The organism is Streptomyces sp. Je 1-369 (assembly GCF_026810505.1).
Lineage (GTDB): Bacteria > Actinomycetota > Actinomycetes > Streptomycetales > Streptomycetaceae > Streptomyces.
In genome coordinates this window covers 4,469,011-4,493,819 of the sequence record NZ_CP101750.1, presented here as the reverse complement: position 1 = coordinate 4,493,819, position 24,809 = coordinate 4,469,011, and the positions used below count along the sequence as shown (strand labels likewise).

Annotated in this window: 22 protein-coding genes and 2 tRNA genes; 12 read left to right on the top strand and 12 right to left on the bottom strand. The window is 68.5% G+C overall.

Annotation, left to right across the window (positions count from 1 at the left end; translation table 11 throughout):
• Window positions 1-99 precede the first annotated feature (99 nt).
• The 3 genes from NOO62_RS20470 to NOO62_RS20460 all read left to right on the top strand — a co-directional run bounded on the left by NOO62_RS20470 (window position 100) and on the right by NOO62_RS20460 (window position 2,765).
• On the top strand, window positions 100-1,590 hold the full coding sequence (locus NOO62_RS20470) for an aminotransferase class I/II-fold pyridoxal phosphate-dependent enzyme (RefSeq protein ID WP_268772334.1): 1,491 nt from the start codon (window positions 100-102) through the stop codon (window positions 1,588-1,590).
• Between the two features lie 4 nt (window positions 1,591-1,594).
• The gene (locus NOO62_RS20465; protein ID WP_321170588.1) at window positions 1,595-2,197 is read left to right on the top strand and encodes a flavin reductase family protein; all 603 of its coding nucleotides are present in this window, start codon (window positions 1,595-1,597) and stop codon (window positions 2,195-2,197) included.
• Between the two features lie 115 nt (window positions 2,198-2,312).
• The gene (locus tag NOO62_RS20460; RefSeq protein ID WP_268772333.1) at window positions 2,313-2,765 is read left to right on the top strand and encodes a pyridoxamine 5'-phosphate oxidase family protein; all 453 of its coding nucleotides are present in this window, start codon (window positions 2,313-2,315) and stop codon (window positions 2,763-2,765) included.
• Between the two features lie 70 nt (window positions 2,766-2,835).
• Here the strand turns inward: NOO62_RS20460 and NOO62_RS20455 are convergent.
• Window positions 2,836-2,908: transfer RNA gene (locus NOO62_RS20455), tRNA-Ala, on the bottom strand.
• A 181-nt stretch (window positions 2,909-3,089) separates the two neighbouring features.
• On the opposite strand from NOO62_RS20455, the gene NOO62_RS20450 reads away from it, so the two are divergent.
• Both NOO62_RS20450 and NOO62_RS20445 read left to right on the top strand, forming a co-directional pair.
• The gene (locus NOO62_RS20450) at window positions 3,090-3,638 is read left to right on the top strand and encodes a helix-turn-helix domain-containing protein (protein ID WP_268772332.1); all 549 of its coding nucleotides are present in this window, start codon (window positions 3,090-3,092) and stop codon (window positions 3,636-3,638) included.
• A gap of 48 nt (window positions 3,639-3,686) precedes the next feature.
• Window positions 3,687-5,201: a serine/threonine-protein kinase gene (locus tag NOO62_RS20445; RefSeq protein WP_268772331.1), complete on the top strand. Its 1,515-nt coding sequence runs from the start codon at window positions 3,687-3,689 to the stop codon at window positions 5,199-5,201.
• A 22-nt stretch (window positions 5,202-5,223) separates the two neighbouring features.
• Here the strand turns inward: NOO62_RS20445 and NOO62_RS20440 are convergent, their stop codons facing one another.
• Window positions 5,224-6,429 carry a hypothetical protein gene (locus tag NOO62_RS20440; RefSeq protein WP_268772330.1) on the bottom strand — a complete coding sequence of 402 codons (1,206 nt, stop codon included), beginning with the start codon at window positions 6,427-6,429 and terminating at the stop codon, window positions 5,224-5,226.
• A 549-nt stretch (window positions 6,430-6,978) separates the two neighbouring features.
• A complete protein-coding gene (locus NOO62_RS20435) occupies window positions 6,979-7,107 on the bottom strand; it encodes a DLW-39 family protein (protein WP_003999697.1) in 129 nt (42 codons plus the stop codon).
• Between the two features lie 314 nt (window positions 7,108-7,421).
• Between NOO62_RS20435 and NOO62_RS20430 the strand changes: the two genes are divergently transcribed.
• Both NOO62_RS20430 and xerC read left to right on the top strand, forming a co-directional pair.
• Complete coding sequence (locus NOO62_RS20430; protein ID WP_268772329.1) at window positions 7,422-7,751, top strand: DUF6344 domain-containing protein; 330 nt, start codon at window positions 7,422-7,424, stop codon at window positions 7,749-7,751.
• A 149-nt stretch (window positions 7,752-7,900) separates the two neighbouring features.
• Window positions 7,901-8,617, top strand: a complete 717-nt coding sequence (gene xerC / locus NOO62_RS20425; RefSeq protein WP_268772328.1) for a tyrosine recombinase XerC — start codon at window positions 7,901-7,903, stop codon at window positions 8,615-8,617.
• A 452-nt stretch (window positions 8,618-9,069) separates the two neighbouring features.
• On the opposite strand, the gene NOO62_RS20420 is transcribed toward xerC, so the two are convergent.
• From NOO62_RS20420 to dnaA, 9 genes are all read right to left on the bottom strand, one after another.
• A tRNA-Ile gene (locus NOO62_RS20420) sits at window positions 9,070-9,146 on the bottom strand.
• Window positions 9,147-9,241: 95 nt separating this feature from the next.
• Window positions 9,242-10,039 carry a DUF3566 domain-containing protein gene (locus NOO62_RS20415; RefSeq protein ID WP_268772327.1) on the bottom strand — a complete coding sequence of 266 codons (798 nt, stop codon included), beginning with the start codon at window positions 10,037-10,039 and terminating at the stop codon, window positions 9,242-9,244.
• An 18-nt stretch (window positions 10,040-10,057) separates the two neighbouring features.
• Entirely contained in the window at window positions 10,058-12,661 is a 2,604-nt protein-coding gene (gene gyrA / locus NOO62_RS20410; RefSeq protein WP_268772326.1) for a DNA gyrase subunit A, read from the bottom strand.
• A gap of 43 nt (window positions 12,662-12,704) precedes the next feature.
• Window positions 12,705-14,774, bottom strand: a complete 2,070-nt coding sequence (gene gyrB, locus NOO62_RS20405; RefSeq protein WP_321170587.1) for a DNA topoisomerase (ATP-hydrolyzing) subunit B — start codon at window positions 14,772-14,774, stop codon at window positions 12,705-12,707.
• 265 nt (window positions 14,775-15,039) lie between these two features.
• Entirely contained in the window at window positions 15,040-15,618 is a 579-nt protein-coding gene (locus tag NOO62_RS20400; RefSeq protein WP_268772325.1) for a DUF721 domain-containing protein, read from the bottom strand.
• Entirely contained in the window at window positions 15,615-16,736 is a 1,122-nt protein-coding gene (gene recF / locus NOO62_RS20395) for a DNA replication/repair protein RecF (protein ID WP_268772324.1), read from the bottom strand. The genes NOO62_RS20400 and recF overlap by 4 nt, the downstream gene beginning before the upstream one ends.
• An 80-nt stretch (window positions 16,737-16,816) precedes the next feature.
• Window positions 16,817-17,701, bottom strand: a complete 885-nt coding sequence (gnd, locus tag NOO62_RS20390) for a phosphogluconate dehydrogenase (NAD(+)-dependent, decarboxylating) (RefSeq protein ID WP_268772323.1) — start codon at window positions 17,699-17,701, stop codon at window positions 16,817-16,819.
• Between the two features lie 89 nt (window positions 17,702-17,790).
• Complete coding sequence (gene dnaN, locus NOO62_RS20385) at window positions 17,791-18,921, bottom strand: DNA polymerase III subunit beta (protein ID WP_150169944.1); 1,131 nt, start codon at window positions 18,919-18,921, stop codon at window positions 17,791-17,793.
• An 887-nt stretch (window positions 18,922-19,808) separates the two neighbouring features.
• A complete protein-coding gene (gene dnaA / locus NOO62_RS20380; RefSeq protein WP_321170586.1) occupies window positions 19,809-21,671 on the bottom strand; it encodes a chromosomal replication initiator protein DnaA in 1,863 nt (620 codons plus the stop codon).
• Between the two features lie 367 nt (window positions 21,672-22,038).
• On the opposite strand from dnaA, the gene rpmH reads away from it, so the two are divergent.
• From rpmH to NOO62_RS20355, 5 genes are read left to right on the top strand one after another with little or no spacing between them, the layout of a single operon-like run.
• Window positions 22,039-22,176, top strand: a complete 138-nt coding sequence (gene rpmH, locus NOO62_RS20375) for a 50S ribosomal protein L34 (RefSeq protein WP_006381191.1) — start codon at window positions 22,039-22,041, stop codon at window positions 22,174-22,176.
• 21 nt (window positions 22,177-22,197) lie between these two features.
• Window positions 22,198-22,569, top strand: coding sequence for a ribonuclease P protein component (gene rnpA, locus NOO62_RS20370; protein WP_268772321.1), 372 nt, complete (start codon window positions 22,198-22,200; stop codon window positions 22,567-22,569).
• Window positions 22,566-22,922 (top strand): membrane protein insertion efficiency factor YidD, encoded by a 357-nt coding sequence (yidD, locus tag NOO62_RS20365; RefSeq protein WP_268772320.1) that lies wholly within the window; start codon window positions 22,566-22,568, stop codon window positions 22,920-22,922. Before rnpA ends, yidD begins: the two co-directional genes overlap by 4 nt.
• Before the next feature lie 3 nt (window positions 22,923-22,925).
• Window positions 22,926-24,251 carry a membrane protein insertase YidC gene (yidC, locus tag NOO62_RS20360; RefSeq protein WP_268772319.1) on the top strand — a complete coding sequence of 442 codons (1,326 nt, stop codon included), beginning with the start codon at window positions 22,926-22,928 and terminating at the stop codon, window positions 24,249-24,251.
• A gap of 14 nt (window positions 24,252-24,265) precedes the next feature.
• Complete coding sequence (locus NOO62_RS20355; RefSeq protein ID WP_268772318.1) at window positions 24,266-24,781, top strand: protein jag; 516 nt, start codon at window positions 24,266-24,268, stop codon at window positions 24,779-24,781.
• The last annotated feature ends 28 nt before the right edge of the window (window positions 24,782-24,809 follow it).

The window sequence follows — 24,809 nt, the reverse complement described above, 5'->3', positions numbered from 1 at the left end:
GGGGACCGGACGGTCTGCCCGCCCCGCGTTGTTTCACGTGAAACATGGCGCGCAGATAGGCCCTGATTCGTGCACGGAGGAAGGGGAACTGCTCCTGGCATGGCTGCGAACCGAAGCTTGAACCACGACGAGGCGCCCGTCCTGGACGCGCTGGAGCGCTACCACAAGGCCGACGAGCTCGCCTTCACCCCGCCGGGCCACAAGCAGGCGCGGGGCGCCGACCCCCGGGTCAGGAAGGTGCTCGGCGAGGCGGTGTTCCTCGGCGACGTACTCGCCACGGGCGGGCTCGACGACCGGTTGAGCCGCCATCAGATCCTGGAGGGCGCCCAACGGTTGATGGCCGACGCCGTCCACGCCGAGCACACGTTCTTCTCGACCTGCGGCAGCTCCTTGTCGGTCAAGGCGGCCATGCTGACGGTGACCGCGCCGCACCGCCGTCTCCTGGTCGGACGTGACGCCCACAAGTCGGTGATCGCGGGCCTGATCCTTTCAGGCGTCGAGCCCGTCTGGGTAGAACCTGCCTGGGACCCCGAGCGCCACATCGCCCACCCGCCAACGGCCGACGCGTTCGAGGAGGCCTTCACCGCCCATCCCGACGCCGACGGTGCGCTGGTCACGAGCCCCACGCCCTACGGCTCGGCCGCCGACCTCGGCGGCATCGCCGACGTGTGCCACCGGCGCGGCAAGCCGCTGATCGTCGACGAGGCCTGGGGCGCGCACCTGCCCTTCCACGACGAACTGCCGACCTGGGCGATGGACGCGGGCGCCGACATCTGTGTGACCAGCGTCCACAAGATGGGCAGCGGCCTCGAACAGGGCTCGGTCTTCCACCTCCAGGGCGATCTGATCGACCCCGCCGTCCTCGCGTCCCGCGCGGACCTGCTCGGCACCACCAGCCCTTCCGTCCTGCTCTACGCCGGGCTGGACGGCTGGCGCCGCCAGATGGTCCAGCACGGCGAACAGCTCCTGGGCGACGCCCTGCACCTGGCCGCCCGCACCCGTGCGGCGATCGAGGACATCGACGGCCTGCACGTCGACGACGCCGACGACTACTGCGGCCCAGGACGGGCGGCCGATCTCGACCCGCTGCCCGTCGTGATGGACATCTCCGCGCTCGGCACGACGGGTTACGCCGCCGCCGACTGGCTGCGCGAGCACCACCACATCGACATGCATCTCTTCGACCACCGCCGGATCAGTGCCCAGCTCACGCACGCCGACGACGAGGCCACCACCACGCGCCTCCTCGACGCCCTGCGCGACCTGTCCAGGCACGCCGACGAACTGGCCGACGCCCCGCAGGTCGACGTCCCCAGCCCCGGCGACCTGCGGATGCCCCAGGCGGACCTGCCGCGCGACGCCTACTTCGCCCATCCCGAGGACGTACCCGTGGCGGAGGCGGCAGGGCGGATCGCCGCGGAAATGATCACCCCGTACCCGCCGGGCATCCCCGTCGTCCTGCCCGGCGAGCGCCTGACGGAGCCCGTCCTGACCTATCTGCGTTCGGGCGTACGAGCGGGCATGAACCTTCCCGACGCGGCCGACAGCTCTCTGGAGACGGTGCGCGTCGTACGGGACGAGGGGTGGTAAGGGCGTGGGCCGCGACGCGGAGAACGCAGACGCCACGGATGGCACGGCCGAAGCGGACGCCACGCACGCCACGGACGACGTGGATGACGTGGACAAAGGCATCGTTGACGTGGACAAGGGCATCGCGGCCTTCACCGCGCTCGCGGACTCGTCCGTGTACGTCGTCACCGCCGTATCGGACGGACAGCGCGCGGGCTGCCTGGTCGGCTTCGCCAGCCAGTGCTCACTGGAGCCCGTCCGGTTCGCCGTATGGCTCTCCAAGGCCAACCACACCTACCGGCTGGCCCTCGCGGCGACCACTCTCGCCGTACACCAGCTGCCCAGGGACCGGCACGACCTGGCGGAACGCTTCGGGTCGCTGTGCAGCGACCGGACCGACAAGTTCGCCGGGCTGTCCCTGGAAGAGGGCCCCGAGGGAGCTGTCGTCCTGTCCGACTCCCTGACCTGGTTCGTCGGCCGCATCCACGACCGGTGCGACGGGGGCGACCACGTCGCGTTCCTGCTCGACCCGATCGCCGCCCACGCCCCGGCCCCGGAATCGCCCGGAGCCGGGTCACCGCTGACGCTGCACGACGCGGGCGACATCACCGCGGGCCATCCCGCGTAGACGCGCCGAGGGCCGCCGTTGTCCGTGGTGGGTTCCGTGCTGAGCACGGAGGCGGACGTCACCCCGCGCGGGTGAGGCTGAGACCACCTCACGCCCTCGGCCCACAGGAGCATCCATGAGCGTCCCTCCGCGTCCCCGCGCCCAGCGTCGCCACGACACCGGGCACCGGCTCGCCCACGACATCGACGTATGGGTGGCGAGCGCGTCCCCGGAAGGCACCCCGTACCTGGTGCCGCTCTCCTTCGACTGGGACGGTGAAGCGCTGTGGGTGGCGACCCCGGCCGACAGCCCGACCGGCAGGAACCTGACCGCCACCGGAAGCGCCCGGCTGGCTCTCGGCACCACCCGGGACGTGACCATGATCGAGGGGGACGTCCAGCCCTTCGGGATCGACGAGCCGCCGCGGGAACAGACCGACCGCTTCACCGCGCGCACCGGCTTCGATCCGCGCGAGCAGACCGCTCCGTACAACTGGTTCCGCATCGTCCCGCGCCACATCCAGGCCTGGCGGGAGTCGAACGAACTGCGGGGACGCGACCTCATGCGGAAGTCCGTCTGGCTCGACTGACCACCAGCCGCCGAGCACGAAAAATGCCCTCCGAGCCTGCGTTTCCGCAGTTCGGAGGGCATATCTCTTGTGGAGCCTAGGGGAGTCGAACCCCTGACATCTGCCATGCAAAGACAGCGCTCTACCAACTGAGCTAAGGCCCCGCGACGGTACGCCGAACCGGAAGAATCACGTCCCGACGTGCATCGCAGACCAGAGTACCGGGTCACCCCCCAGATCTCGCAAAAGGATTGGGGGTCCCGGTCCACGACCACTCTCCGTAAGATGCACGACGTGGTTCGCGGCAGCGAACCGCGGTCTTAGGGGAAGCGATGGGGAGACGCAATGGACGCCGCACAACAAGACACCACCGCGAGAGCACGAGAGCTCCAGCGGAATTGGTACGGAGAGCCGCTGGGGGCGCTCTTCCGTCGCCTCATCGATGATCTGGGCCTGAACCAGGCACGCCTCGCCGGAGTCCTCGGCCTGTCCGCGCCCATGCTGTCCCAGCTGATGAGCGGTCAGCGTGCCAAGATCGGCAATCCCGCGGTGGTCCAGCGCGTGCAGCTCCTCCAGGAGCTGGCGGGCCAGGTCGCGGACGGCAGCGTGAGCGCCGGCGAGGCCACCGACCGGATGGACGAGATCAAGAAGTCGCAGGGCGGTTCCGTCCTCACCAACACCGCACAGACAGCGACCAGTTCGGGCGCGCCCACGGTCAAGCGCGTGGTGCGCGAGATCCAGTCACTGCTGCGCTCCGTCGCGGCAGCAGGCGACATCATCGATGCCGCCGACTCCCTCGCCCCGACCCACCCGGAGCTGGCAGAGTTCCTCCGGGTGTACGGCGCCGGGCGCACCGCGGACGCGGTCGCCCACTACGAGGCGCACCAGAGCTGATCCGTCGACCGGGCCGCGCACGGCTCGGAAGGGGAGCGGAGCGCGACCATGGGTGAGGTCTTCGCCGGCCGGTACGAACTGGTCGACCCGATCGGACACGGGGGAGTCGGGGCGGTCTGGCGGTCCTGGGACCACAGACGCCGCCGGTACGTGGCCGCCAAGGTCCTCCAACAGAGCGACGCACACGCGCTGTTGCGGTTCGTACGGGAGCAGGCTCTACGGATCGACCACCCCCATGTGCTCGCGCCCGCCAGCTGGGCCGCCGACGACGACAAGGTCCTCTTCACCATGGACCTGGTCGGCGGCGGCTCACTGGCGCACGTGATCGGGGACTACGGCCCGCTCCCGCCCCATTTCGTCTGCACCCTCCTGGACCAGCTCCTCTCCGGCCTGGCCGCCGTCCACGCCGAAGGCGTCGTCCACCGTGACATCAAACCGGCCAATATCCTGCTGGAAGTCACCGGTGCCGGGCGCCCGCATCTGCGCCTTTCCGACTTCGGCATCTCGATGCGCAAGGGTGAGCCCCGGCTGACCGAGACCGACTACGTCGTCGGTACGCCCGGCTATTTCGCGCCCGAACAAATGCTGGGCGCCGAACCGGACTTCACCGCCGACCTCTTCGCCGTCGGCCTGGTCGCCCTGTACCTCCTGGAAGGCGCCAAGCCGGACGCCAAGGCACTGATCGAGTACTTCGCCGAACACGGCACGCCACGGGCCCCTCAGGGCATTCCCGAGCCCCTCTGGCAGGTCATCGCCACGCTTCTCCAGCCGGATCCCCAGACGCGCTTCCGTACCGCCACGGGGGCGCGCAAGGCCCTCGCATCGGCCGCGGACATGCTGCCCGAACCGGGCCCGGACGACGAGCTCATCGAAATCTTCGATCAACTCGCCCCGCTGCCCACCGGATTCGGCCCTCACGGACCCGACGACGTCACCGGCCCCCAAGGTCGGGCGACCGGCCCCGACACCTCCCGCACCCCCACTCCGTACGCGCACCAGGGCCCTCACTCGCACCAGGGCCCGCACTCGCGCCCGCGCACCGCACCTCGCCACGCGCGCCCCGCCACCGGACCCGGAATACCCGACGCGCCCTCCACACCGCCCCCGCCTCCGCACCTGCCGCCGCCGGCAACCAATCCCACGCCCGCCCCTGGGCCGTCACACACAGAGGGCTTTCCGCTGCCCCCACCCGTACAGCCCGCCCCTGCTCGACCACCGCAGCCCCACTACGCCCCGCAGCCCCCACACACCCCACCCACGCAGCCGCCCACTCCCCCCACTCCGCTGCCTCAGCGGGCACCCGAACCCGAACCCGATCGCACGTACGACCCCGCACGGGCCGTGACGTCGTCAGCGCGCCGCGGTCAGGCCCTCACCCCCGCCGCCACTGCGCCTGCTCCTGCCCTCGCCGCCCTTGCCCTTGCCTCCCACGCACCGGCCAACGCCACGGCTCCCCCCGCCCCCAGACGACGTCCCGGACCGCCCGCGAAGGTGGCGGTCCCGATGCTGCTCGTGGCGTTGGCCTGCCTCGCGATAGGGGTCTGGGCGCTCACGCAGCTCTGAGGTCCGGGCCGTACGAGTCCGCTCACCACTCCTGCGGTGGTCCGAACCCCGCGGCCGCCCCCGCCCTGCGGCGCGCGACCAGCGTCCACACCGCGAGAATGCCGAGGAGCACCACGCCGGTACCTATCCCCCCGGCCGCGATCACCGCCATCAGCTCGTCGTCACGCCCGCCGCTGCTTCCCCCGGCGCCGTTCACGGCCCCCGCCGTCTCACCCCGTTGCGCGGCCTCCGCGTCCCGCTCGGACACGCCGAAGTCGTCGGCGGGCCGGTGCGCTCCCGCATAGGCGGGCCCCGGCCGCGGCGACCCGTCCACGTCCACCCGCAACGTCAGGTCCAGCGGCGCCTTGCCGAACTTCTCCGCGACATCGGGGCTGAGGTGAACCGACACGTAATACCAGCCGGCGAACCGCATCGCGGCCACCTCGTCGGTGAGGGAGAAACGGTTCTCGTACGCGACCGGCGGCAGCGGATCCAGGGACGCCGACTTCTGCTTGCCGTCGTACGCGGTGTCGGTGTCCTCGATCTCGGCGCGCACCGGATTGTGCAGCGACGTGACCAACGCGGACGAGACGTACCCCCTGTCCCGACCTGGCCCGATCCCCGCCGCCCCGCTCCCGACCCCGCTCCCGCTCATACTGCCGAGCTCCGCGGAGACGGAGAGCTGCTGCCCCCAGTCGACCGGCACGCGGTAGAAGAGGGTCTCTCCGGGCTCTATACCGGTCCCCCAGACCCCTTTCTCCAGACCTCGCGCATCGTTGAAGCTCGTGCCGCCCTCACGCGGCGTCCGCTCCCCCGAAGGCGGCACAGGCGACGCGGAGTGCCACGCCCGTGGCGGTGCCGTTGCCGTCGCACCTCCCGCCCGCAGCACGGGTTCTGACGCCACGTGGAGTTCCAGGTCCCAGTCCTCCTGCGCGGTCGTCGACCGGACGGTCCCGGAGGATCTGGTCCGCTCGACGAGCACGTAGTACGTACCGGCGCCCGTACAGCTCTTCTCGCCGGGACCGGCCCTGCGTGCCGCCGTCGCCGTGATCGGACGCGGGCTCTCGGAAGATCCGAAGCGCGCTTCTTCCGCATCCAGGGGGCTGCAGTTGTTGCCGTCGGAGTCCTGGACGGACACCTCGACCCCGTCGGCGTAGGAGACCGCAGTGTCGGCCTTCGGGACGGCGGTCACCGAGACGTACGCGTTCTCCGCCGCCGTCAGCTCCAGACGGTAAAAACGCTGTCCCACGCGCGGGAGGGTGCTTTTGTACGTCCTGCCGGGAGTCAGCCGGTGCCCTTCGACGTTGCTCGTAGCGCCGTCGACGGTCTCGGCCGCCTCAGCGAAGGCGTACGAAGGGTCGGCCGTATCCGCGGCCCCGGCCTCCCCGGGAAGCAGTGCCACCGTGCACAGCGCGGCAGCCACCGCCGCGGCCGCAGGTGCTCGACCCGGCTCAAGGCCGATCCCCAGGCCCCGGCCCCGGCCCCGCCTCGCCGTCCCCCGGCACCCGTTCAGCCGCCACCCCATCGCGCGTCACCCCTCGCCGACCCCAGCCGTCCCACCCGTCCCGACCGTCCTGCCCGTCCGACGCCGCGCGGACACCACCACGGACAGTCCACCGACGCAACCGCGCCAGCCCCCACCACTGCAATCATTCACATACGCAACCATTTGATTCACGAAAGCAAACAAAAAGAGAAGAACCCCGGAAATCCGGACACCCGGACACCCGGACACCCGGACAACACAAAGCCCCGGCCGCAAAAGCGACCGGGGCCTGTGAAGTGACTGTGTCGGTACTCACGAACCCGTGGGCACGGAGTCAGTCGCCTCCGTCCACAGATCCTGCTCGGCGCGATCCGCCTGGATCTGGCGGTACACGAGGAGCCCGCCGATGGCGGCCAGTGCGACCAGGAGAAGCTTCTTCACCGCGCGACCTCGTCTTTCCTTGACGTAGGGGACTTCTGGCGCCCGACTATACACACCGAGCGATATCGATCGGTGACCTGGTTGGGCCCCAACTCCCGCCCTGCGGAGAGCAGTAGAAACGGACCCCGCAGCTCCGCCGACGACCCCCACCCACTGTGACTTTCGCCGCTTTGCCCCCTTCTCGGCGCCCTTGGGGCCATCCGGGTGGTGTTCATCTGAACATCGACGCGCCACGAGCGTCGGTCCACCACTCTCGACCGCGCATACACATCATGAGGAAAGTACGCAAATCGCCCAACCCGAAATGAGGGGCAATGACCGGCAACAAGGCCATGAAGCTCTGGACCACGATCGTCACCGCGTTCCTCGCGCTCTTCGCCGCGATGGGGCTCACCACGACGGCGACGGCCGCCACGGCCGTACAGGAGACCACGAACGCACGCAACGCCACGGTGTGCGCACCCACGCCGACGATGGCTCTCTGGTCGGCGGCGTACGAACGGTCCTTGCCCCCGACGATGAAGCAGCGCATCCGCGCCGAGGCCCATGGCTCGTCCCCCAGCTGCCGTCACCTGCCCACGACGGACACCGAGGCCGAGACTGACGCCACCGCGCAGGAACCAGGACTCGCCCCGGAGCCGTAACCCCGGGCACACCCCCGGGGCCTACGCCCTGAACCTGAACGCAAGAAGACCCCCGGCCGCCACAGGCCGGGGGTCTTCTTGCGTGTGCCACGCCCGACAACAGCCAGAGCTGAGACCACCGGCACCGGTCAGATCGGGGAGGCTGCCTGATGGCGAAGCGTCGGCCCAACGGTGGCGGCACGATCACTAAGCGGTCGGATGGGCGCTACCAGGGTGCCGCATACGTGACCAACACGGACGGCCACCGGGTCCGCAAGTACGTCTACGGCCGGACCTGGGACGAGGCCAACGAGAAGTTGGGCAAGCTCCAGGACCCGGAGCGCAACGGCGTTCCGGTGCCGTCGCGTGCGTGGACGCTCGGCGAGTGGCTCGCGTACTGGATCAAGCACATCGTGGAACCGAACCTGGAGTTCAACACCTACTCCAAGTACGAGTCCAAGGTTCGGCTCTACCTCTGTCCGCACCTGGGGAAAAAGCCGCTCACGCGCCTTTCGGCCGCACAGGTGCGGGTCTCCATGGTGGCGCTCGCGGCCGACGGGGCCCCTGCCGCGACGCGGTTCGAGGTGCTGCGCACCCTCCGGAACGCGTTGAACCGCGCGATCAAGGAAGAGATCCTGACCCGCAACGTGGCGCTGCTGGTGGACATGCCGAAGGTCCGCAAGGAGAGGGCCAAGCCGTGGAATCCCGAGGAAGCGGTCACCTTCTTGCGGTCCGCTCGGGCCCACCGGCTCTTCGCCGCGTTCGCCCTGGTGCTGGTCCTGGGTCTGCGGCGGAGTGAGTGCTGGGGCTGCGCTGGCAGGACTTCGACTTCGACTACCGCCAGTTCACGCCGGTCAAGCAGGTGCGACGGGTCCGTGGGGAGCTGATCCTCAAGGATTTGAAGACGGAGTCCTCTCAGGCGGCTCTACCGCTGCCCGGGTTCTGCGCTCGGGTCCTGGAGGAGCGCCGCTATCTGCAAGATCTGGAACGGCAGATTGCCGGTGATCACTGGGTACAGGGGCCGGACGCTACTGCTGGAAGATCCGCTCATCGGTTGACGCCCTACAGGAGCTAGCGACGGAACCGCTTCCGGACCCAGCCCGCCCCTAGAACCACGGTGGCGACGCCAGTCAGAAGGATCGCTCCAAGGACCACCGTCATCCCGAGCGAGATCACGATGGTTAACCACCACGGCGGGTCGCCTTCCACAGCGCCTCCCCAACGAATCGCGCGTATCAAGCACGACGCTGGACTTCGAGGACTGGTTCCGTTGGCCACCACTGATGTCAGCCGTAGATGTCAAAGACCCCCCACCATGATTGGTGGGGGGTCTTTGCGCTGGTGGGGCTAACAGGATTTGAACCTGTGGCCTCATCCTTATCAGGGATGCGCTCTAACCAACTGAGCTATAGCCCCGCCGCGCTGCGGTATGTCCCGCGCGCTGACCTCTGAAGATTAGCGCACCTCGGGGCCAGTCCCAAAATCGATACCCGCGCGCGGGGGAGCGAGGACTATTCGTCCTCGGCCAGGGTCAGCTCGACGCCGCCCACGAAGCCCGCGGAGAGGTTGTAGATGAAGGCGCCCAGCGTCGCCAGAGCGGTCGCCAGGACGACGTCGATAACCGCGATGATCGTCGTGAACATCAGGACGCGCGGCAACGACAGGAAGGACTGCAGGTCGAAGCCGTTGGACTCGTTCGAGCCGGTGGCCTCGGAGATCGTGCCGCCGACCGTCGAGAAGACGCCCATCGCGTCCATGACCATCCACAGGACGGCCGCCGCGACGATCGTGCAGATGCCGAGCGCGATGGAGAGCAGGAAGCTGACCTTCATCACCGACCACGGGTCGGCCTTGGACACCCGCAGACGCGCCTTGCGCGTGCGCGGGGTCGTGCGCGCCCCCGTGCGCGGCCGACGCATCGAGCCCGTCTGGGAGCCCTGCTGATACGCCTGCGGCGGGTGGTAGGGCTGAGAGGACTGCTGCTGGGGCTGACGCTCCCCGGGCAGTGCCCCGCCCGCGCTACCCGCCCCGCCCGCGCTGCCCGCACCGGCCGCGCCACCCGCCGCGCCCGCGCCGCCCCCCTGCTTGCCCTTGTTCTTGCTCTTGCCTTTGCCCTTGCCCGCCGCGTACGCGTTGTCGTACTGGTCGGAAGTCTGACCAGAAGTCCCTGGCCCTCGGGTGTCCGTCACAGTCCCCCCCTGGGATCCATGAGACTCGTCGGAGTCGTGTGCATCAGTGGCGGAGCCACGGGCACTGTCCGTGCCGGTGGTGCCGGTTCGATTCGTCCCGGCGCCCGTGGCTCCGCTCACGATGACTCACTCCTCGCGCTACTCGGCCGAGGAGTCCACGCCCTCGTCCGTACCGTCGACCGGCTCGGCGGCGTCCGATTCGTCGACGACGATGTCCCCGTCGACTTCCTCGGCCTCGCGCCCGGCCTCGGCGTTACGAGCGATACCGACCACGGCATCGCGCTTGCCCAGGTTGATCAGTTGGACGCCCATGGTGTCACGGCCCGTCTCCCTGACCTCGTTGACTCGCGTACGAATCACACCGCCGGACAGCGTGATGGCGAGGATCTCGTCGGTCTCCTCGACCACCAGGGCACCGACGAGCTCGCCGCGGTCCTCCACGATCTTGGCGGCCTTGATGCCGAGGCCACCGCGACCCTGAACGCGGTACTCGTCGACGTTGGTTCGCTTTGCGTACCCACCGTCGGTGGCGGTGAACACGAACGTACCTGGACGAACGACATTCATCGAGAGCAGTTCGTCGCCGTCGCGGAAACTCATTCCCTTGACGCCCGAAGTGGCGCGGCCCATCGGGCGCAGCGCGTCGTCCGTTGCGGTGAACCTGATCGACTGGGCCTTCTTGCTGATGAGCAGCAGGTCGTCGTCGGAGGAGACCAGCTCGGCGCCGATCAGCTCGTCGTCCGAACCGTCCTCCGTCTCCCGGAGGTTGATGGCGATCACACCGCCCGAGCGGGGCGAGTCGTAGTCCTTGAGCGGTGTCTTCTTTACAAGGCCGCCCTTTGTGGCGAGCACCAGGTAGGGCACCGCTTCGTAGTCACGGATCGCGAGGATCTCGGCGATCTGCTCGTCCGGCTGGAAGGCGAGCAGGTTCGCCACGTGCTGGCCGCGGGCCTCACGGCCGGCGTCGGGCAGCTCGTACGCCTTCGCGCGGTAGACGCGGCCCTTGTTCGTGAAGAACAGCAGCCAGTGGTGTGTCGTCGACACGAAGAAGTGGTCGACGATGTCGTCCTGCTTCAGCTTCGTGCCGCGCACGCCCTTGCCGCCGCGCTTCTGCGAGCGGTAGTCCTCCGTCTTGGTGCGCTTGATGTAGCCACCGCGCGTGATGGTGACGACGATGTCCTCTTCGGCGATCAGGTCCTCCATGGACATGTCGCCGTCGAAGGGCACCAGGGCGGAGCGACGGTCCTCGCCGAACTTGTCGACGATCGCCGCGAGCTCTTCGCTGATGATCTGACGCTGCTTCTCGGGGGACGCCAGGATCGCGTTGTACTCGTTGATCTTCGTCTGGAGTTCGTCGTGCTCCGCGACGATCTTCTGGCGCTCCAGGGCCGCGAGGCGGCGCAGCTGCATCTCGAGGATCGCGTTTGCCTGGATCTCGTCGATCGCCAGGAGGCCCATCAGGCCCTCGCGGGCGACGTCGACGGTCTGGCTGCCGCGGATGAGCGCGATGACCTCGTCGATGGCGTCCAGGGCCTTGAGGAGGCCACGCAGGATGTGCGCGCGCTCCTCGGCCTTGCGCAGCCGGAACTTCGTGCGCCGGACGATGACCTCGACCTGGTGGGTCACCCAGTGCCGGATGAACGCGTCCAGCGAGAGGGTGCGCGGCACGCCGTCGACCAGGGCCAGCATGTTGGCGCTGAAGTTCGACTGCAGGTCGGTGTGCTTGTAGAGGTTGTTCAGCACGACCTTGGCGACCGCGTCGCGCTTCAGGACGATCACGAGGCGCTGGCCGGTGCGCGAGGACGACTCGTCGCGGACGTCGGCGATGCCGCCGACCTTGCCGTCCTTCACCAGGTCGGCGATCTTCTGCGCGAGGTTGTCCGGGTTGGTCTGGTACGGCAGCTCGGTGACGACCAGGCACTGGCGGTTCTGGATCTCCTCGACCGCGACGACCGCGCGCATCGTGATGGATCCACGGCCCGTGCGGTACGCCTCCTCGATGCCCTTGCGGCCCACTACGAGGGCACCGGTCGGGAAGTCGGGGCCCTTGATGCGCTCGATGAGGGCGTCGAGGAGCTCCTCGTGCGAGGCCTCGGGGTGTTCGAGGGCCCACTGCGCACCCGCCGCGACCTCGCGGAGGTTGTGCGGCGGGATGTTGGTGGCCATGCCGACCGCGATGCCCGCCGAGCCGTTGATCAGCAGGTTCGGGAAGCGCGCCGGCAGGACCGTCGGCTCCTGGTTGCGGCCGTCGTAGTTGTCCGTGAAGTCGACGGTGTCCTCGTCGATGTCACGGACCATCTCCATGGCCAGCGGCGCCATCTTGCACTCGGTGTACCGCATGGCGGCCGCCGGGTCGTTGCCCGGCGAGCCGAAGTTGCCGTTGGAGTCCACCAGCGGCATCCGCATCGACCACGGCTGGGCGAGGCGCACCAGGGCGTCGTAGATGGAGGAGTCACCGTGCGGGTGGTACGTGCCCATGACGTCGCCGACGACGCGGGCGCACTTGTAGAAGCCCTTCTCGGGGCGGTAGCCGCCGTCGTACATCGCGTACAGAACACGACGGTGGACGGGCTTCAGGCCGTCCCGTACGTCGGGCAGTGCGCGGGACACGATGACGGACATCGCGTAGTCGAGGTAGGAGCGCTGCATCTCCGTCTCGAGCCCGACGGGCTCGACACGCATGCCCACGCCAGGAACGGCGGGTTCCTCTTCGGGCGTCACAGGGGTGTTGTCGTCGGCCATTGCTGGTCAGAGTCCTTTCGAGGTGCGGCTTGTACGGGCCGACTCAGATGTCGAGGAAACGAACGTCCTTGGCGTTGCGCTGAATGAACGAGCGCCGTGCCTCGACGTCCTCTCCCATCAGCACCGAGAAGAGGTCGTCGGCCTGCGCCGCGTCGTCCAGGGTGACCTGGCCGAGCACGCGGTGTTCCTGGTCCATCGTCGTGATGCGCAGCTCCTCGGCGTTCATCTCGCCGAGGCCCTTGAAGCGCTGGACGGAGTCGTCCTTGATGCGCTTGCCGGCCTGGCGGCCGAGCTCCACCAGGGCGTCGCGCTCGCGGTCCGAGTACGCGTACTGGAAGTCGTCCCGCGACCACTTGATCTTGTAGAGCGGCGGGCGCGACAGGTAGATGTGCCCGGCCTCGACCAGCGGCCGCATGAAGCGGAACAGGAAGGTCAGGAGCAGCGTGTTGATGTGCTGACCGTCGACGTCGGCGTCCGCCATCAGGATGATCTTGTGATAGCGCAGCTTCTCGATGTCGAAGTCCTCGTGCACACCGGTGCCGAAGGCGGAGATGAGCGCCTGGACTTCCTGGTTGTGCAGGATCTTGTCGACGCGGGCCTTCTCGACGTTCAGGATCTTGCCTCGGATGGGCAGGATCGCCTGGTACATCGGGTTGCGGCCGGACTTCGCCGAACCACCGGCGGAGTCACCCTCGACGATGAAGATCTCGCACTTCGTCGGGTCGTTCGACTGGCAGTCGGAGAGCTTGCCCGGCAGGGACGCCGTCTCCAGGAGGCCCTTGCGGCGGGTCAGGTCGCGCGCCTTGCGGGCGGCGACACGCGCGGTGGCGGCCTGGATGCCCTTGCGGATGATGTCCGCGGCCTCGTTGGGGTTCCGGTCGAACCAGTCCGTGAGGTGCTCGTGGACGACCTTCTGGACGAAGGTCTTCGCCTCCGTGTTGCCCAGCTTGGTCTTGGTCTGGCCCTCGAACTGGGGCTCACCCAGCTTCACCGAGATGATCGCGGTCAGACCCTCGCGGATGTCCTCACCCGTGAGGTTGTCGTCCTTCTCGCGGAGCAGCTTCTTCTCGCGCGCGTAGCGGTTGACCAGGCCCGTCAGTGCGGCCCTGAAGCCCTCCTCGTGCGTACCGCCCTCGTGCGTGTGGATCGTGTTCGCGAAGGAGTACACACCTTCGGTGTACTGCGAGTTCCACTGCATGGCGATCTCGGCCGAGAGGAGGCGGTCCTTGTCCTCGGCCTCGACGTCGATGACGGTCGGGTGAATGACCTCGCCCTTGCGGGAGTTGAGGTACTTCACGAAGTCGACGATGCCGCCTTCGTAGTGGTACGTGACCGTGCGGCCCTCGGTGGACGCGTCGTCGGTCGCCTCGACCGAATCCGCACCCGCCGTGGCCTTCGCCGACTCGCGCTCATCAGTGAGTTTGATCGTCAAACCCTTGTTGAGGAACGCCATCTCCTGGAAACGCCGCGCCAGCGTCTCGAAGGAGTACTCCGTCGTCTCGAAGACGTCCGGGTCGGCCCAGAAGGTGACCGTGGTGCCCGCGTCCTCGACCGCCTCGTGCTTGGCGAGGGGCGCCGTCGGAACACCCAGCTTGTAGTCCTGGGTCCAGCGGTAGCCGTCGCGCTTGATGTCGACCGCGAGCTTGGTCGACAGGGCGTTCACGACGGAGACGCCGACGCCGTGCAGACCACCGGAGACGGCGTACCCGCCGCCGCCGAACTTGCCGCCCGCGTGCAGAACGGTCAGCACGACCTCGACGGCCGGCTTCTTCTCCACGGGGTGCATGTCGACCGGGATGCCACGGCCGTTGTCGATCACGCGCACGCCACCGTCGGGGAGGATCGTGACGTCGATCGTGTCCGCGTGCCCCGCGAGGGCCTCGTCCACGGAGTTGTCGACCACTTCCTGCACCAAGTGGTGCAGGCCACGTTCACCGGTCGAGCCGATGTACATGCCGGGTCGCTTGCGGACCGCGTCCAGACCCTCGAGGACGGTGATCGCGCTGGCGTCGTACGAGGGCGGGGCCTCGCCGTTCTCGCCTGCGGCGGTGGACGGGATGTTCTCGTTGGGGTTGCCGGAATCGGCCACGAAGCGCCCTTTCTGGCACAGCACAAGCCAAGCTCCCGGCGGTGGCCGGAGCGGCTGCGTCGTTCAGCGATAGTCAGCGTTGCTCGGTGCGTCCCACAGGTGGGGCGGGATTAGCTTCCAGTCTACCGGTAGCGCTGACAGTGATGGGGGTTTGCCGGTACCTGAGTCCTCATGTGCCGCCCTGAACCGGCCTCGGCCGACTCCCCATATGGGGCCCCGGGCTCCAGAACGCTCACAGCGGCACTCAGCGCTTCGGGACGTCAACCGCCAGCTACGGTCGCCGACGGCCTCAGCCGTAGGTGTCGCCGGGGCCCGTGCTGCCGGGTGCGCGCAGGGGTCCGAAGCGCTGCGCGGGGCCCCCGGGGCCGAGCACCTTGATGAGGCGTACGGTGCCGTGTCCGAGGTCCTCGTTGAGGCGTGCGACCAGCTGTGGGGCCATGAGACGCAGCTGGGTGGCCCATGCGGTGGAGTCGCACTGCACGGTCAGGACGCGCTCGTCCTCGTCATACCGCTGGGGGACGCAGTGGTTGGCCAGGTCGTCGCCGACGATCTGCGGCCAGCGCCCCATCACTCCGCCGACCGCGGCGGGCGTCTCCCAGCCGCGCTCGGTGATCAGACGGTTGATCGCGGAGCCGAGCGGCAGCGGGTCGCGTCCGTCGGAGCGCGCGCCGGACCTCAGTCCGCCGCGCCGGGCCTGCTTCTTCTGTTGCACGGCATCACCACGCGCGCGTGCCTGTTCCTTCGCGGCCCGCAGGGCCACCCTGGCGAGGTCGACGCCGGAGGGCTCGGGGGTCTTCGGGGCGGGCGTTTCCGGGGTGCCCGCGGAACCGGCCCCGGAGGGGCCGTCGAGGGGCTCTTCGGAGCTCATACGCGGTCCACCGCGCCGTCCGACACCTGGAACCGCGTGCCGGCGAGCACGCCCGGCACGTCGTCGTCCACGGCGGCGGTGACAAGCACCTGCTCGCCGGGGGCCACCAGCTCCGCGAGTCGCTCCCTGCGGCGGGCATCGAGCTCCGCGAAGACGTCGTCGAGGACGAGCACCGGCTCGTTGCCCTCGGCTCTGAGCAGGTCGTACGAGGCGAGACGGAGCGCCAGGGCGTACGACCAGGACTCGCCGTGGCTCGCGTACCCCTTCGCGGGGAGCTGGCCCAGCTTGAGCAGCAGATCGTCGCGGTGCGGGCCGACCAGGGTGACCCCGCGCTCGATCTCCTGCTTGCGGGCCTCTTCGAGGGCGGCGGTCAGCTGTTCGTAGAGCACCTCGCGCGTGTGGCCTTCGCCGGGCGCGGACGGCTTGTACTCCAGGGAGACCGGTCCGCCGCCGGGCGCCAGCTGTTCGTACGCCTTGTCGGCCAGCGGCTGCAGTGCGGAGATCAGGCCGAGCCGCTGGGCGAGCAGCTCGGCTCCCGCGCGCGCGAGGTGCTGGTCCCAGACGTCGAGGGTGGACAGGTCCATGGAGCGGCCGCCGTGGCGCCGGGCGAGCGCCGCCGACTTCAGGAGGGTGTTGCGCTGCTTCAGGACCCGGTCGTAGTCGGAGCGGACCCCGGCCATGCGCGGCGAGCGCGCGGTGATCAGCTCGTCGAGGAAACGGCGCCGCTCACCGGGGTCGCCCTTGATCAGCGCGAGGTCCTCGGGCGCGAACAGCACGGTACGGACGATCCCCAGCACGTCACGGGGTCTGACCTGCGAGGACCTGTTGATGCGGGCGCGGTTGGCCTTGCCCGGGTTGAGTTCGAGCTCGACCAGCTGCTGGCGCTCGCCCTGGCGGATCTGGGCCCTGATGACGGCGCGCTCGGCGCCCATCCGCACCAGCGGGGCGTCCGAGGAGACCCGGTGGCTGCCGAGCGTGGCGAGGTAGCCGACGGCTTCGACGAGGTTGGTCTTGCCCTGCCCGTTGGGCCCCACGAACGCGGTGACGCCCGGATCGAGAGGGACCTCGACCCGGGCGTACGAGCGGAAGTCGGCCAGCGACAGATGCGTGACGTGCATGGTGTGCGCCGACCTCCCCCGGCCTACTTCTTCTTACTGAAGCCTGTGCACAACCGCCGAGGTCGCGCACAGGCTGTGGATCAGTGCTCGCTCTTGGACTCCACCGCGTGGCCACCGAACTGGTTGCGCAGCGCGGCGATCATCTTCATCTGCGGGGAGTCGTCCTGCCGCGAGGCGAACCGCGCGAAGAGCGAGGCCGTGATCGCGGGCAGCGGCACGGCGTTGTCGATGGCGGCCTCGACCGTCCACCGGCCCTCTCCGGAGTCCTGCGCGAAGCCGCGCAGCTTCTCCAGGTGCTCGTCGTCGTCCAGCGCGTTGACCGCGAGGTCGAGCAGCCAGGAACGGATGACCGTGCCCTCCTGCCACGAGCGGAAGACCTCACGGACGTCCGTGACCGAGTCGACCTTCTCCAGGAGCTCCCAGCCCTCGGCGTAGGCCTGCATCATCGCGTACTCGATGCCGTTGTGGACCATCTTCGCGAAGTGCCCTGCGCCGACCTTGCCCGCGTGGACGGAGCCGAAGTCACCCTCCGGCTTCAGTGCGTCGAAGACGGGCTGCACCTTGGCGACGTCGTCCTTGTCGCCGCCGTACATCAGCGCGTAGCCGTTCTTCAGGCCCCAGACGCCGCCGGAGACGCCGCAGTCGACAAAGCCGATGCCCTTGGCCTTCAGCTCCTCGGCGTGCTTCTCGTCGTCCGTCCAGCGGGAGTTGCCGCCGTCCACGACGATGTCGCCGGGCTGCAGCAGCTCGCCCAGCTCATCAATGGTGGCCTGGGTCGCGGCCCCCGCCGGGACCATCACCCACACCACGCGCGGGCCCTTGAGCTTGCCCACAAGCGCTTCGAGACTGGGGACATCCGCGAGATCCGGGTTGCGGTCGTATCCGATGACGGTGTGACCTGCGCGGCGGATGCGCTCGCGCATGTTGCCGCCCATCTTGCCGAGGCCGACGAGACCGAGCTCCATCAGAGGTTCCTTCACTAGCGAGGTGGCGTTACGGCACTTTCGTACCTGCGTCCGAGCCTACGCCCGGACGCACGCTCACACCTGTGGGCTCAGCCGCTCAGACGTACGGGCATGATCAGGTACTTGTACGCCTCGTCCGCCTCGGCGTCCACGGCCGGCTTGCCGCTCAGAAGAGCGGGCTTCGTCGACGTGGTGAACGACAGCTGGGCGACCGGCGAGTCGATCGCGCTGAGGCCGTCGAGCAGGAACGTCGGGTTGAAGGCGATCGAGATGTCGTCGCCGTCGAGCTGGGCGTCGACCCTCTCCACAGCCTGTGCGTCGTCGCTGGAGCCGGCCTCCAGGATCAGCACGCCCTGCTCGAAGCTGAGCCGCACCGGGGTGTTCCGCTCGGCGACCAGGGCGACGCGCTTGACGGCCTCCACGAAGGGGGCGGTCTCGATCACGGCCACCGAGTTGAACTCGGTCGGGAAGAGCGTGCGGTACTTCGGCAGGTCGCCCTCGAGCAGACGCGTGGTCGTACGCCGACCGGCGCCCTCGAAGCCGATCAGGCCCTCACCGGCACCCGAGCCGGACAGGGCCAGGGTGACCGTGTCGCCGCTCGTGAGCGCCTTGGCGGTGTCCAGGAGCGTCTTGGCGGGCACCAGGGCCACCGCGGACGCCTCGGGGTTCTCCGGCTTCCACAGGAACTCACGGACCGCGAAGCGGTAGCGGTCGGTGGAGGCCAGGGTGACCGTGTCGCCCTCGATCTCGATGCGGACACCGGTCAGCACGGGCAGCGTGTCGTCGCGTCCCGCGGCGATGGCCACCTGAGAGGCGGCGGAAGCGAAGACCTCACCCGGGACGGTGCCCGTGGCGGTCGGCATCTGCGGCAGCGCGGGGTACTCCTCCACAGGGAGTGTGTGGAGTGTGAATCGCGAGGAGCCGCAGACCACCGTCGCCCGTACACCGTCTGTGGAGATCTCCACCGGTCGGTTGGGGAGTGCGCGGCAGATGTCCGCGAGCAGGCGGCCCGATACGAGGACCGTGCCCTCCTCGTCGATCTCCGCGTCCACCGAGACGCGCGCCGAGACCTCGTAGTCGAAGCTCGACAGGCTCAGTGCGCCCTCCTCGGCCTTCAGCAGCAGGCCCGCGAGGACGGGCGCGGGCGGCCGGGCCGGGAGGCTGCGCGCCGCCCAGGCCACTGCCTCCGCGAGTACGTCGCGTTCAACCCGGATCTTCACCTAAGCCGCCTCCTGCTGTTGCTGGCTGCTCTCGCCCGCTGGGCCTGTGGCCCTCGTCGTCTGACTCGGTGTCTCTCAGCCATGCCGTGGGAAGGACACCGGGGACCAGTCTGACGCACCGCACTGACAGTCGGTGCCTGTCGGGGTCAAGTCGTGCCGAGAGGTGTCGGAGCTCCGGAGCGAGAGTTGTGCACAGCCCCAGCTTCGAAACCATTTCCCTGGTCTCTCTAGTTGGGAGTAGTAGTAGGGGCTGTGGAAACCGTGGATAACCGCGAAAGTGCTGGTCAGGCCCGGTTTTTTATCCACTGACCCTGTGGGCGACACCCGTGGACAACCCGGTGTTTCTGTGGACGGGCGAAAGTTCTGCACACCCGGTGCACAGGCAGGGGCCACTTCTCCCCAGCACTGTCCCCAGCTTTACCCAGCTTCCCCACAGGCCAACCGACCACCTTGGTGTGACGCCTTTCACTCGACACGGTGAGAGGGCGCGTTGCGTTGCCGAACAGTGGACAGCGGTGTGGAGAAGCTGGGAAAAGCTGGGGACAACGCGCGCTGTCCTGTGGGCCGCCGGTGGACAACCTCATGCACAGCCTGTGGACGAAATTTTTCTCCACAGCCTGTGGACAGTCTTCGTCCACGAATCCACAGTCGCCTGACCTGGCCTGATGATCTCTCAGCAGGGTCCCCTGTGGACAGCGTCTGGACAACTTCCCAGTCCCCAGGGTGTGGAAGGGAAAAAGTCGCCCAATCTGTGGAGAACAGCCGCCTGAGCAGGGGAAATCGAACAGCGAGAATCTGCTCCGGACCGCGGCGGCTGCTGAGGGGGCACCAAAAAGGCGCCCCAGGAGGAGTCCTGGAGCGCCCTCGGCGACGTTCTACGGAGGCTGTCAGCCGTTCTTGATGCGGTTGGTGAGCTCGGTGACCTGGTTGTAGATGGAGCGCCGCTCGGCCATCAGAGCGCGGATCTTGCGGTCCGCATGCATCACGGTCGTGTGGTCGCGGCCGCCGAACTGCGCGCCGATCTTCGGCAGGGAGAGGTCGGTCAGCTCCCTGCACAGGTACATGGCGATCTGCCGTGCCGTCACCAGGACGCGGCTGCGCGAGGATCCGCACAGGTCGTCCACCGTGAGGCCGAAGTAGTCGGCCGTGGCCGCCATGATGGCCGGCGCGGTGATCTCCGGAGCCGCGTCCTCACCACCCGGGATCAGGTCCTTGAGGACGATCTCGGTGAGTCCCAGATCCACGGGCTGCCGGTTGAGCGACGCGAAGGCGGTCACCCGGATCAGCGCGCCCTCCAGCTCACGGATGTTCCGCGAGATGCGAGACGCGATGAACTCGAGCACCTCCGGAGGGGCGTTCAGCTGCTCCTGCACCGCCTTCTTACGAAGGATGGCGATACGCGTCTCCAGCTCCGGTGGCTGGACGTCGGTGATCAGTCCCCACTCGAAGCGGTTGCGGAGCCGGTCCTCCAGCGTGACCAGCTGCTTGGGCGGCCGGTCACTGGAGAGGACGATCTGCTTGTTCGCGTTGTGGAGCGTATTGAAGGTGTGGAAGAACTCCTCCTGCGTCGACTCCTTGTCCGCGAGGAACTGGATGTCGTCGACGAGCAGGATGTCCATCTCGCGGTAGCGCTTGCGGAAGCTGTCGCCCTTGCCGTCGCGGATGGAGTTGATGAACTCGTTGGTGAATTCCTCCGAGCTCACGTACCGCACGCGCGTGCCGGGATAGAGGCTGCGGGCGTAGTGCCCGATCGCGTGCAGGAGGTGCGTCTTGCCGAGCCCCGACTCCCCGTAGATGAAGAGGGGGTTGTACGCCTTCGCCGGCGCCTCGGCGACGGCGACCGCGGCCGCGTGGGCGAAACGGTTCGACGCACCGATGACGAAGGTGTCGAAGAGGTACTTCGGGTTGAGGCGCGCGGTGGGCTCGCCCGGACCCGTCGCCGGCGCAGGCTGCGCCGCAAGTGGGCCGGGGGCGCCGCTCGACGAGGTGGGACCGACCGGCCCGCCCCTGTGCACGCCGTGGCCGCCGTGCCCGCCGCCCCGGGGCCCGCCGTGCTGCTCGGACATGCCATGACGCTCACGCCGGTCCTGCGGCTCGGAGCGCTGCTGCTCGTACGGCGAGCGCTCCTGCGGCGGCTCCGAACGGTAGTCGTGCTGCGGCTGCCGCACCGGGGACGCGTAAGGGTCGCGCTCGGGGAAGCCGAGACGCTGCTGCTGCCAGCCGTAGTCGTCCTGGGGCTGCGGCCAGGCGCCGGGGGCCGGGCGCTGGTATTCCGGATAGGCGGGGCGTGCCGTCGGCATCTGGTCGGGCCGTGAGCCGCCCTGGTGCTCATCCGAGGTGCGGCGTCCGTAGCTGTCGTACGTGTCGCGTCCCTGCCCCGAGGAGGGCGGCATCTCGGGCTCTTCGTAGCGGTGCTGGTGGGACGGCTGCTGCGGGGCTGACTGATGCTGGCCGGGAGGGCCCGGGGGCTCGCCCACGGAGTCGTCGACCGTGATGGCGATGCGGATCGGGCGGCCGCATTCCCGGCTCAGGGTCTCGCTGACCACGGGCGCCAGACGGCCTTCCAGTACGCCCTTGGCGAATTCGTTCGGGACGGCGAGCAGTGCGGTGTCCGCGACGAGTGCCAGAGGCTGGCAGCTTCGCAGCCACCGCTCGTCCTTCGCCTCGACGCCCTGTCCGCGGCCTTCACCCAGCAGATGTTCCAGAACTCGTGGCCACACTGCGGCAAGATCGGCAGGTACGTCAGCCACAGGGCACGCTCTCTCACGGGGTCCCACGAACGTGTGGTTCCTGGGACGGAAATCGGTATGGGGAGAAGGAAGGGAACGAATCGGAGTTCCGTCACGGTAGTCAGGGCGACGGGTGCGGTTCAAGTTGTTGTCCACAGGCTGTGCACAGTGTCTCTCCATCGCGGCCGGTTTGACCGGATGGCGTAGCCCCGCGTACCGTGACCAGGTCGAGTTGTCGATGGCTGCTGCCGCCTGCCTCCGATGGGCAAAGATCACGATCTGTGATTGTGAAGCGGTGCACTCGGTGCGTATTCGCGAGCTTCTCGTGGGCGCACGGTGACAGCCAGGCGATGTCCCGCCACCAACGAATCATTTCTGGAGCCCCCGAGTGAGCAAGCGCACCTTCCAGCCGAACAACCGTCGTCGCGCCAAGACCCACGGCTTCCGCCTGCGGATGCGCACCCGTGCCGGCCGCGCGATTCTCGCGAACCGTCGTGGCAAGGGTCGCGCCAGCCTGTCCGCCTGATCTCAGTCAGGTCATGACGTCGTGCTGCCTACCGAGCATCGGCTGAGGCGGCGCGAAGACTTCGCGACCGCGGTACGCCGAGGACGCCGGGCCGGACGCCCGCTTCTCGTCGTCCATCTACGTAGCGGCGCAACGGACCCGCACGTGTCGGGGGAGAGCTCTCCCCCGACACGTGCGGGTTTCGTCGTCAGCAAGGCCGTGGGTGGAGCCGTCATACGCAACACCGTGAAGCGCAGACTCCGTCACCTCATGCGCGACCGGCTGGCCCTGGTGCCCCCCGGTAGCCTGGTAGTAGTACGAGCGCTGCCCGGAGCGGGCGACGCCGACCATGCACAGCTGGCCCGAGACCTGGATGCCGCCCTGCAGCGGCTGCTGGGAGGGGGCGCGCGATGAAGTACCCGCTGCTGGCTCTGATCAAGCTGTACCAGTGGACGATCAGTCCGCTCCTGGGCCCGGTGTGCAAGTACTACCCGTCGTGTTCCCGCTACGGCTACCTGGCCATCGACCGGCACGGTGCGATCAAGGGAACGGCGCTCACGGCCTGGCGCATCCTGCGGTGCAATCCGTGGTCGCTCGGTGGTGTCGACCATGTTCCGCCGCGCAAGCGTCCGCGGTGGCACGAGATGCTGCGCGCTTCCTGGCGCGAACGCAAGGGCGGGACCTCCGCCGCAAGCGAGCCGACCGGGGATCTTCCCCCGGGCCCGGCCGCCGAGACCGAGACCCCGTCCCATGCTCAAGGAGCCTGATTAGTGGACACGATTGCCAGTCTCTTCAGCTTTATCACGACACCAGTTTCGTGGGTCATCGTTCAGTTCCACTCGGTGTACGGGAAGATCTTCGGTCCTGACACGGGCTGGGCCTGGGGCCTGTCCATCGTGTCCCTGGTGATCCTGATCCGGATCTGCCTGATCCCGCTCTTCGTGAAGCAGATCAAGGCCACTCGGGCGATGCAGACGCTGCAGCCCGAGATGAAGAAGATCCAGGAGCGCTACAAGAGCGACAAGCAGCGCCAGTCCGAAGAGATGATGAAGCTGTACAAGGAGTCGGGTACCAACCCGCTCTCCTCGTGCCTTCCCATCCTGGCGCAGTCGCCGTTCTTCTTCGCCCTGTACCACGTGCTCAACGGCATCGCGACGGGCAAGACGATCGGGGTCATCGACGATCAGCTCCTGGAGAGCGCGCGTAAGGCGCACATCGTCGGTGCCCCGCTGGCCGCGAAGTTCACCGACGGTGCCGACAAGGTCGCCTCCCTCGGCGCCACCCTGACGGACGTCCGGGTCGTCACCGCGGTCATGATCGTCCTGATGTCGGCGTCGCAGTTCTTCACGCAGCGCCAGCTGATGACGAAGAACGTCGACACCACGGTCAAGACGCCGTTCATGCAGCAGCAGAAGATGCTGATGTACGTCTTCCCGGTCATGTTCGCCGTCTTCGGCATCAACTTCCCCGTCGGTGTTCTCGTCTACTGGCTGACCACCAACGTGTGGACCATGGGCCAGCAGATGTTCGTCATCCGCCGGAACCCCACCCCGGGCTCCAAGGCCCAGGCCGCGTTCCTGGAGCGCCTGCACAAGCAGGTCACCCAGCACAAGAAGGTGCGTGGGCGTGGCAACACGAACGTCATCAAGGCCATCGTCGCCAAGGGCCGGGACCGTAACGAGTTCGAGCGGAAGTTCATCAACGGTCTGACCAAGTCGGGCCTCGCGGCCCAGGCCGACGGCACCGTGGTGGAGAGCGAGTCCTCCGTCCTCACCGAGACCGAGGACGGCACCCCCGCGAGCGGCGGCCCGAAGCGACAGCAGCCCAAGCGCCAGAGCAAGGCCAAGCGTCAGTCCGGCACCGTCCAGGGTGCGGCCGGAGCCGGTGAGGCCGGCGCCACCGAGGCGGACGAGCCCTCCGACGCGAAGCCCTCGCTGGAGAAGACCGCGGCCGACCCCAAGGACGACTCCCCCAAGACCAAGCAGGCCGGTGGCAACAAGCAGGGCAACCAGCCCGGCTCCGGTCAGCGCAGCCGAGCAAAGTCGGGACAGCGCAAGGGCCAGCAGCGGCCCAAGCACCCGTCCTCCAAGAAGTAGAAGGAGCCCATCCAGTGACGGAAGGCACCACCACCTCCGCCGCAGCTGAGGCCGGCGACACCCTGACCCGCCTTGAGCAGGAGGGGGAGATCGCGGCGGACTACCTCGAAGGTCTGCTGGACATCGCCGACCTCGACGGCGACATCGACATGGACGTCGAGGCCGACCGGGCCGCCGTCTCGATCATCAGCGACAGCAGCAGCCGCGATCTGCAGAAGCTGGTCGGCCGTGACGGCGAGGTCCTGGAGGCGCTCCAGGAGCTCACGCGCCTGGCCGTGCACCGCGAGACCGGGGACCGCAGCCGCCTGATGCTGGACATCGCGGGCTACCGCGCACAGAAGCGCGAGGAGCTCTCGGAGCTGGGCGCCAAGGCCGCGGCCGAGGTGAAGAGCAGCGGTGAGCCCGCCAAGCTCGAGCCGATGACGCCGTTCGAGCGCAAGGTCGTGCACGACGCGGTCAAGGCCGCCGGTCTGCGCAGCGAGTCCGAGGGCGAGGAGCCGCAGCGCTTCGTCGTCGTACTCCCCGCCTGATCGGCACAGCGTCAACCGGCCCCGTCTG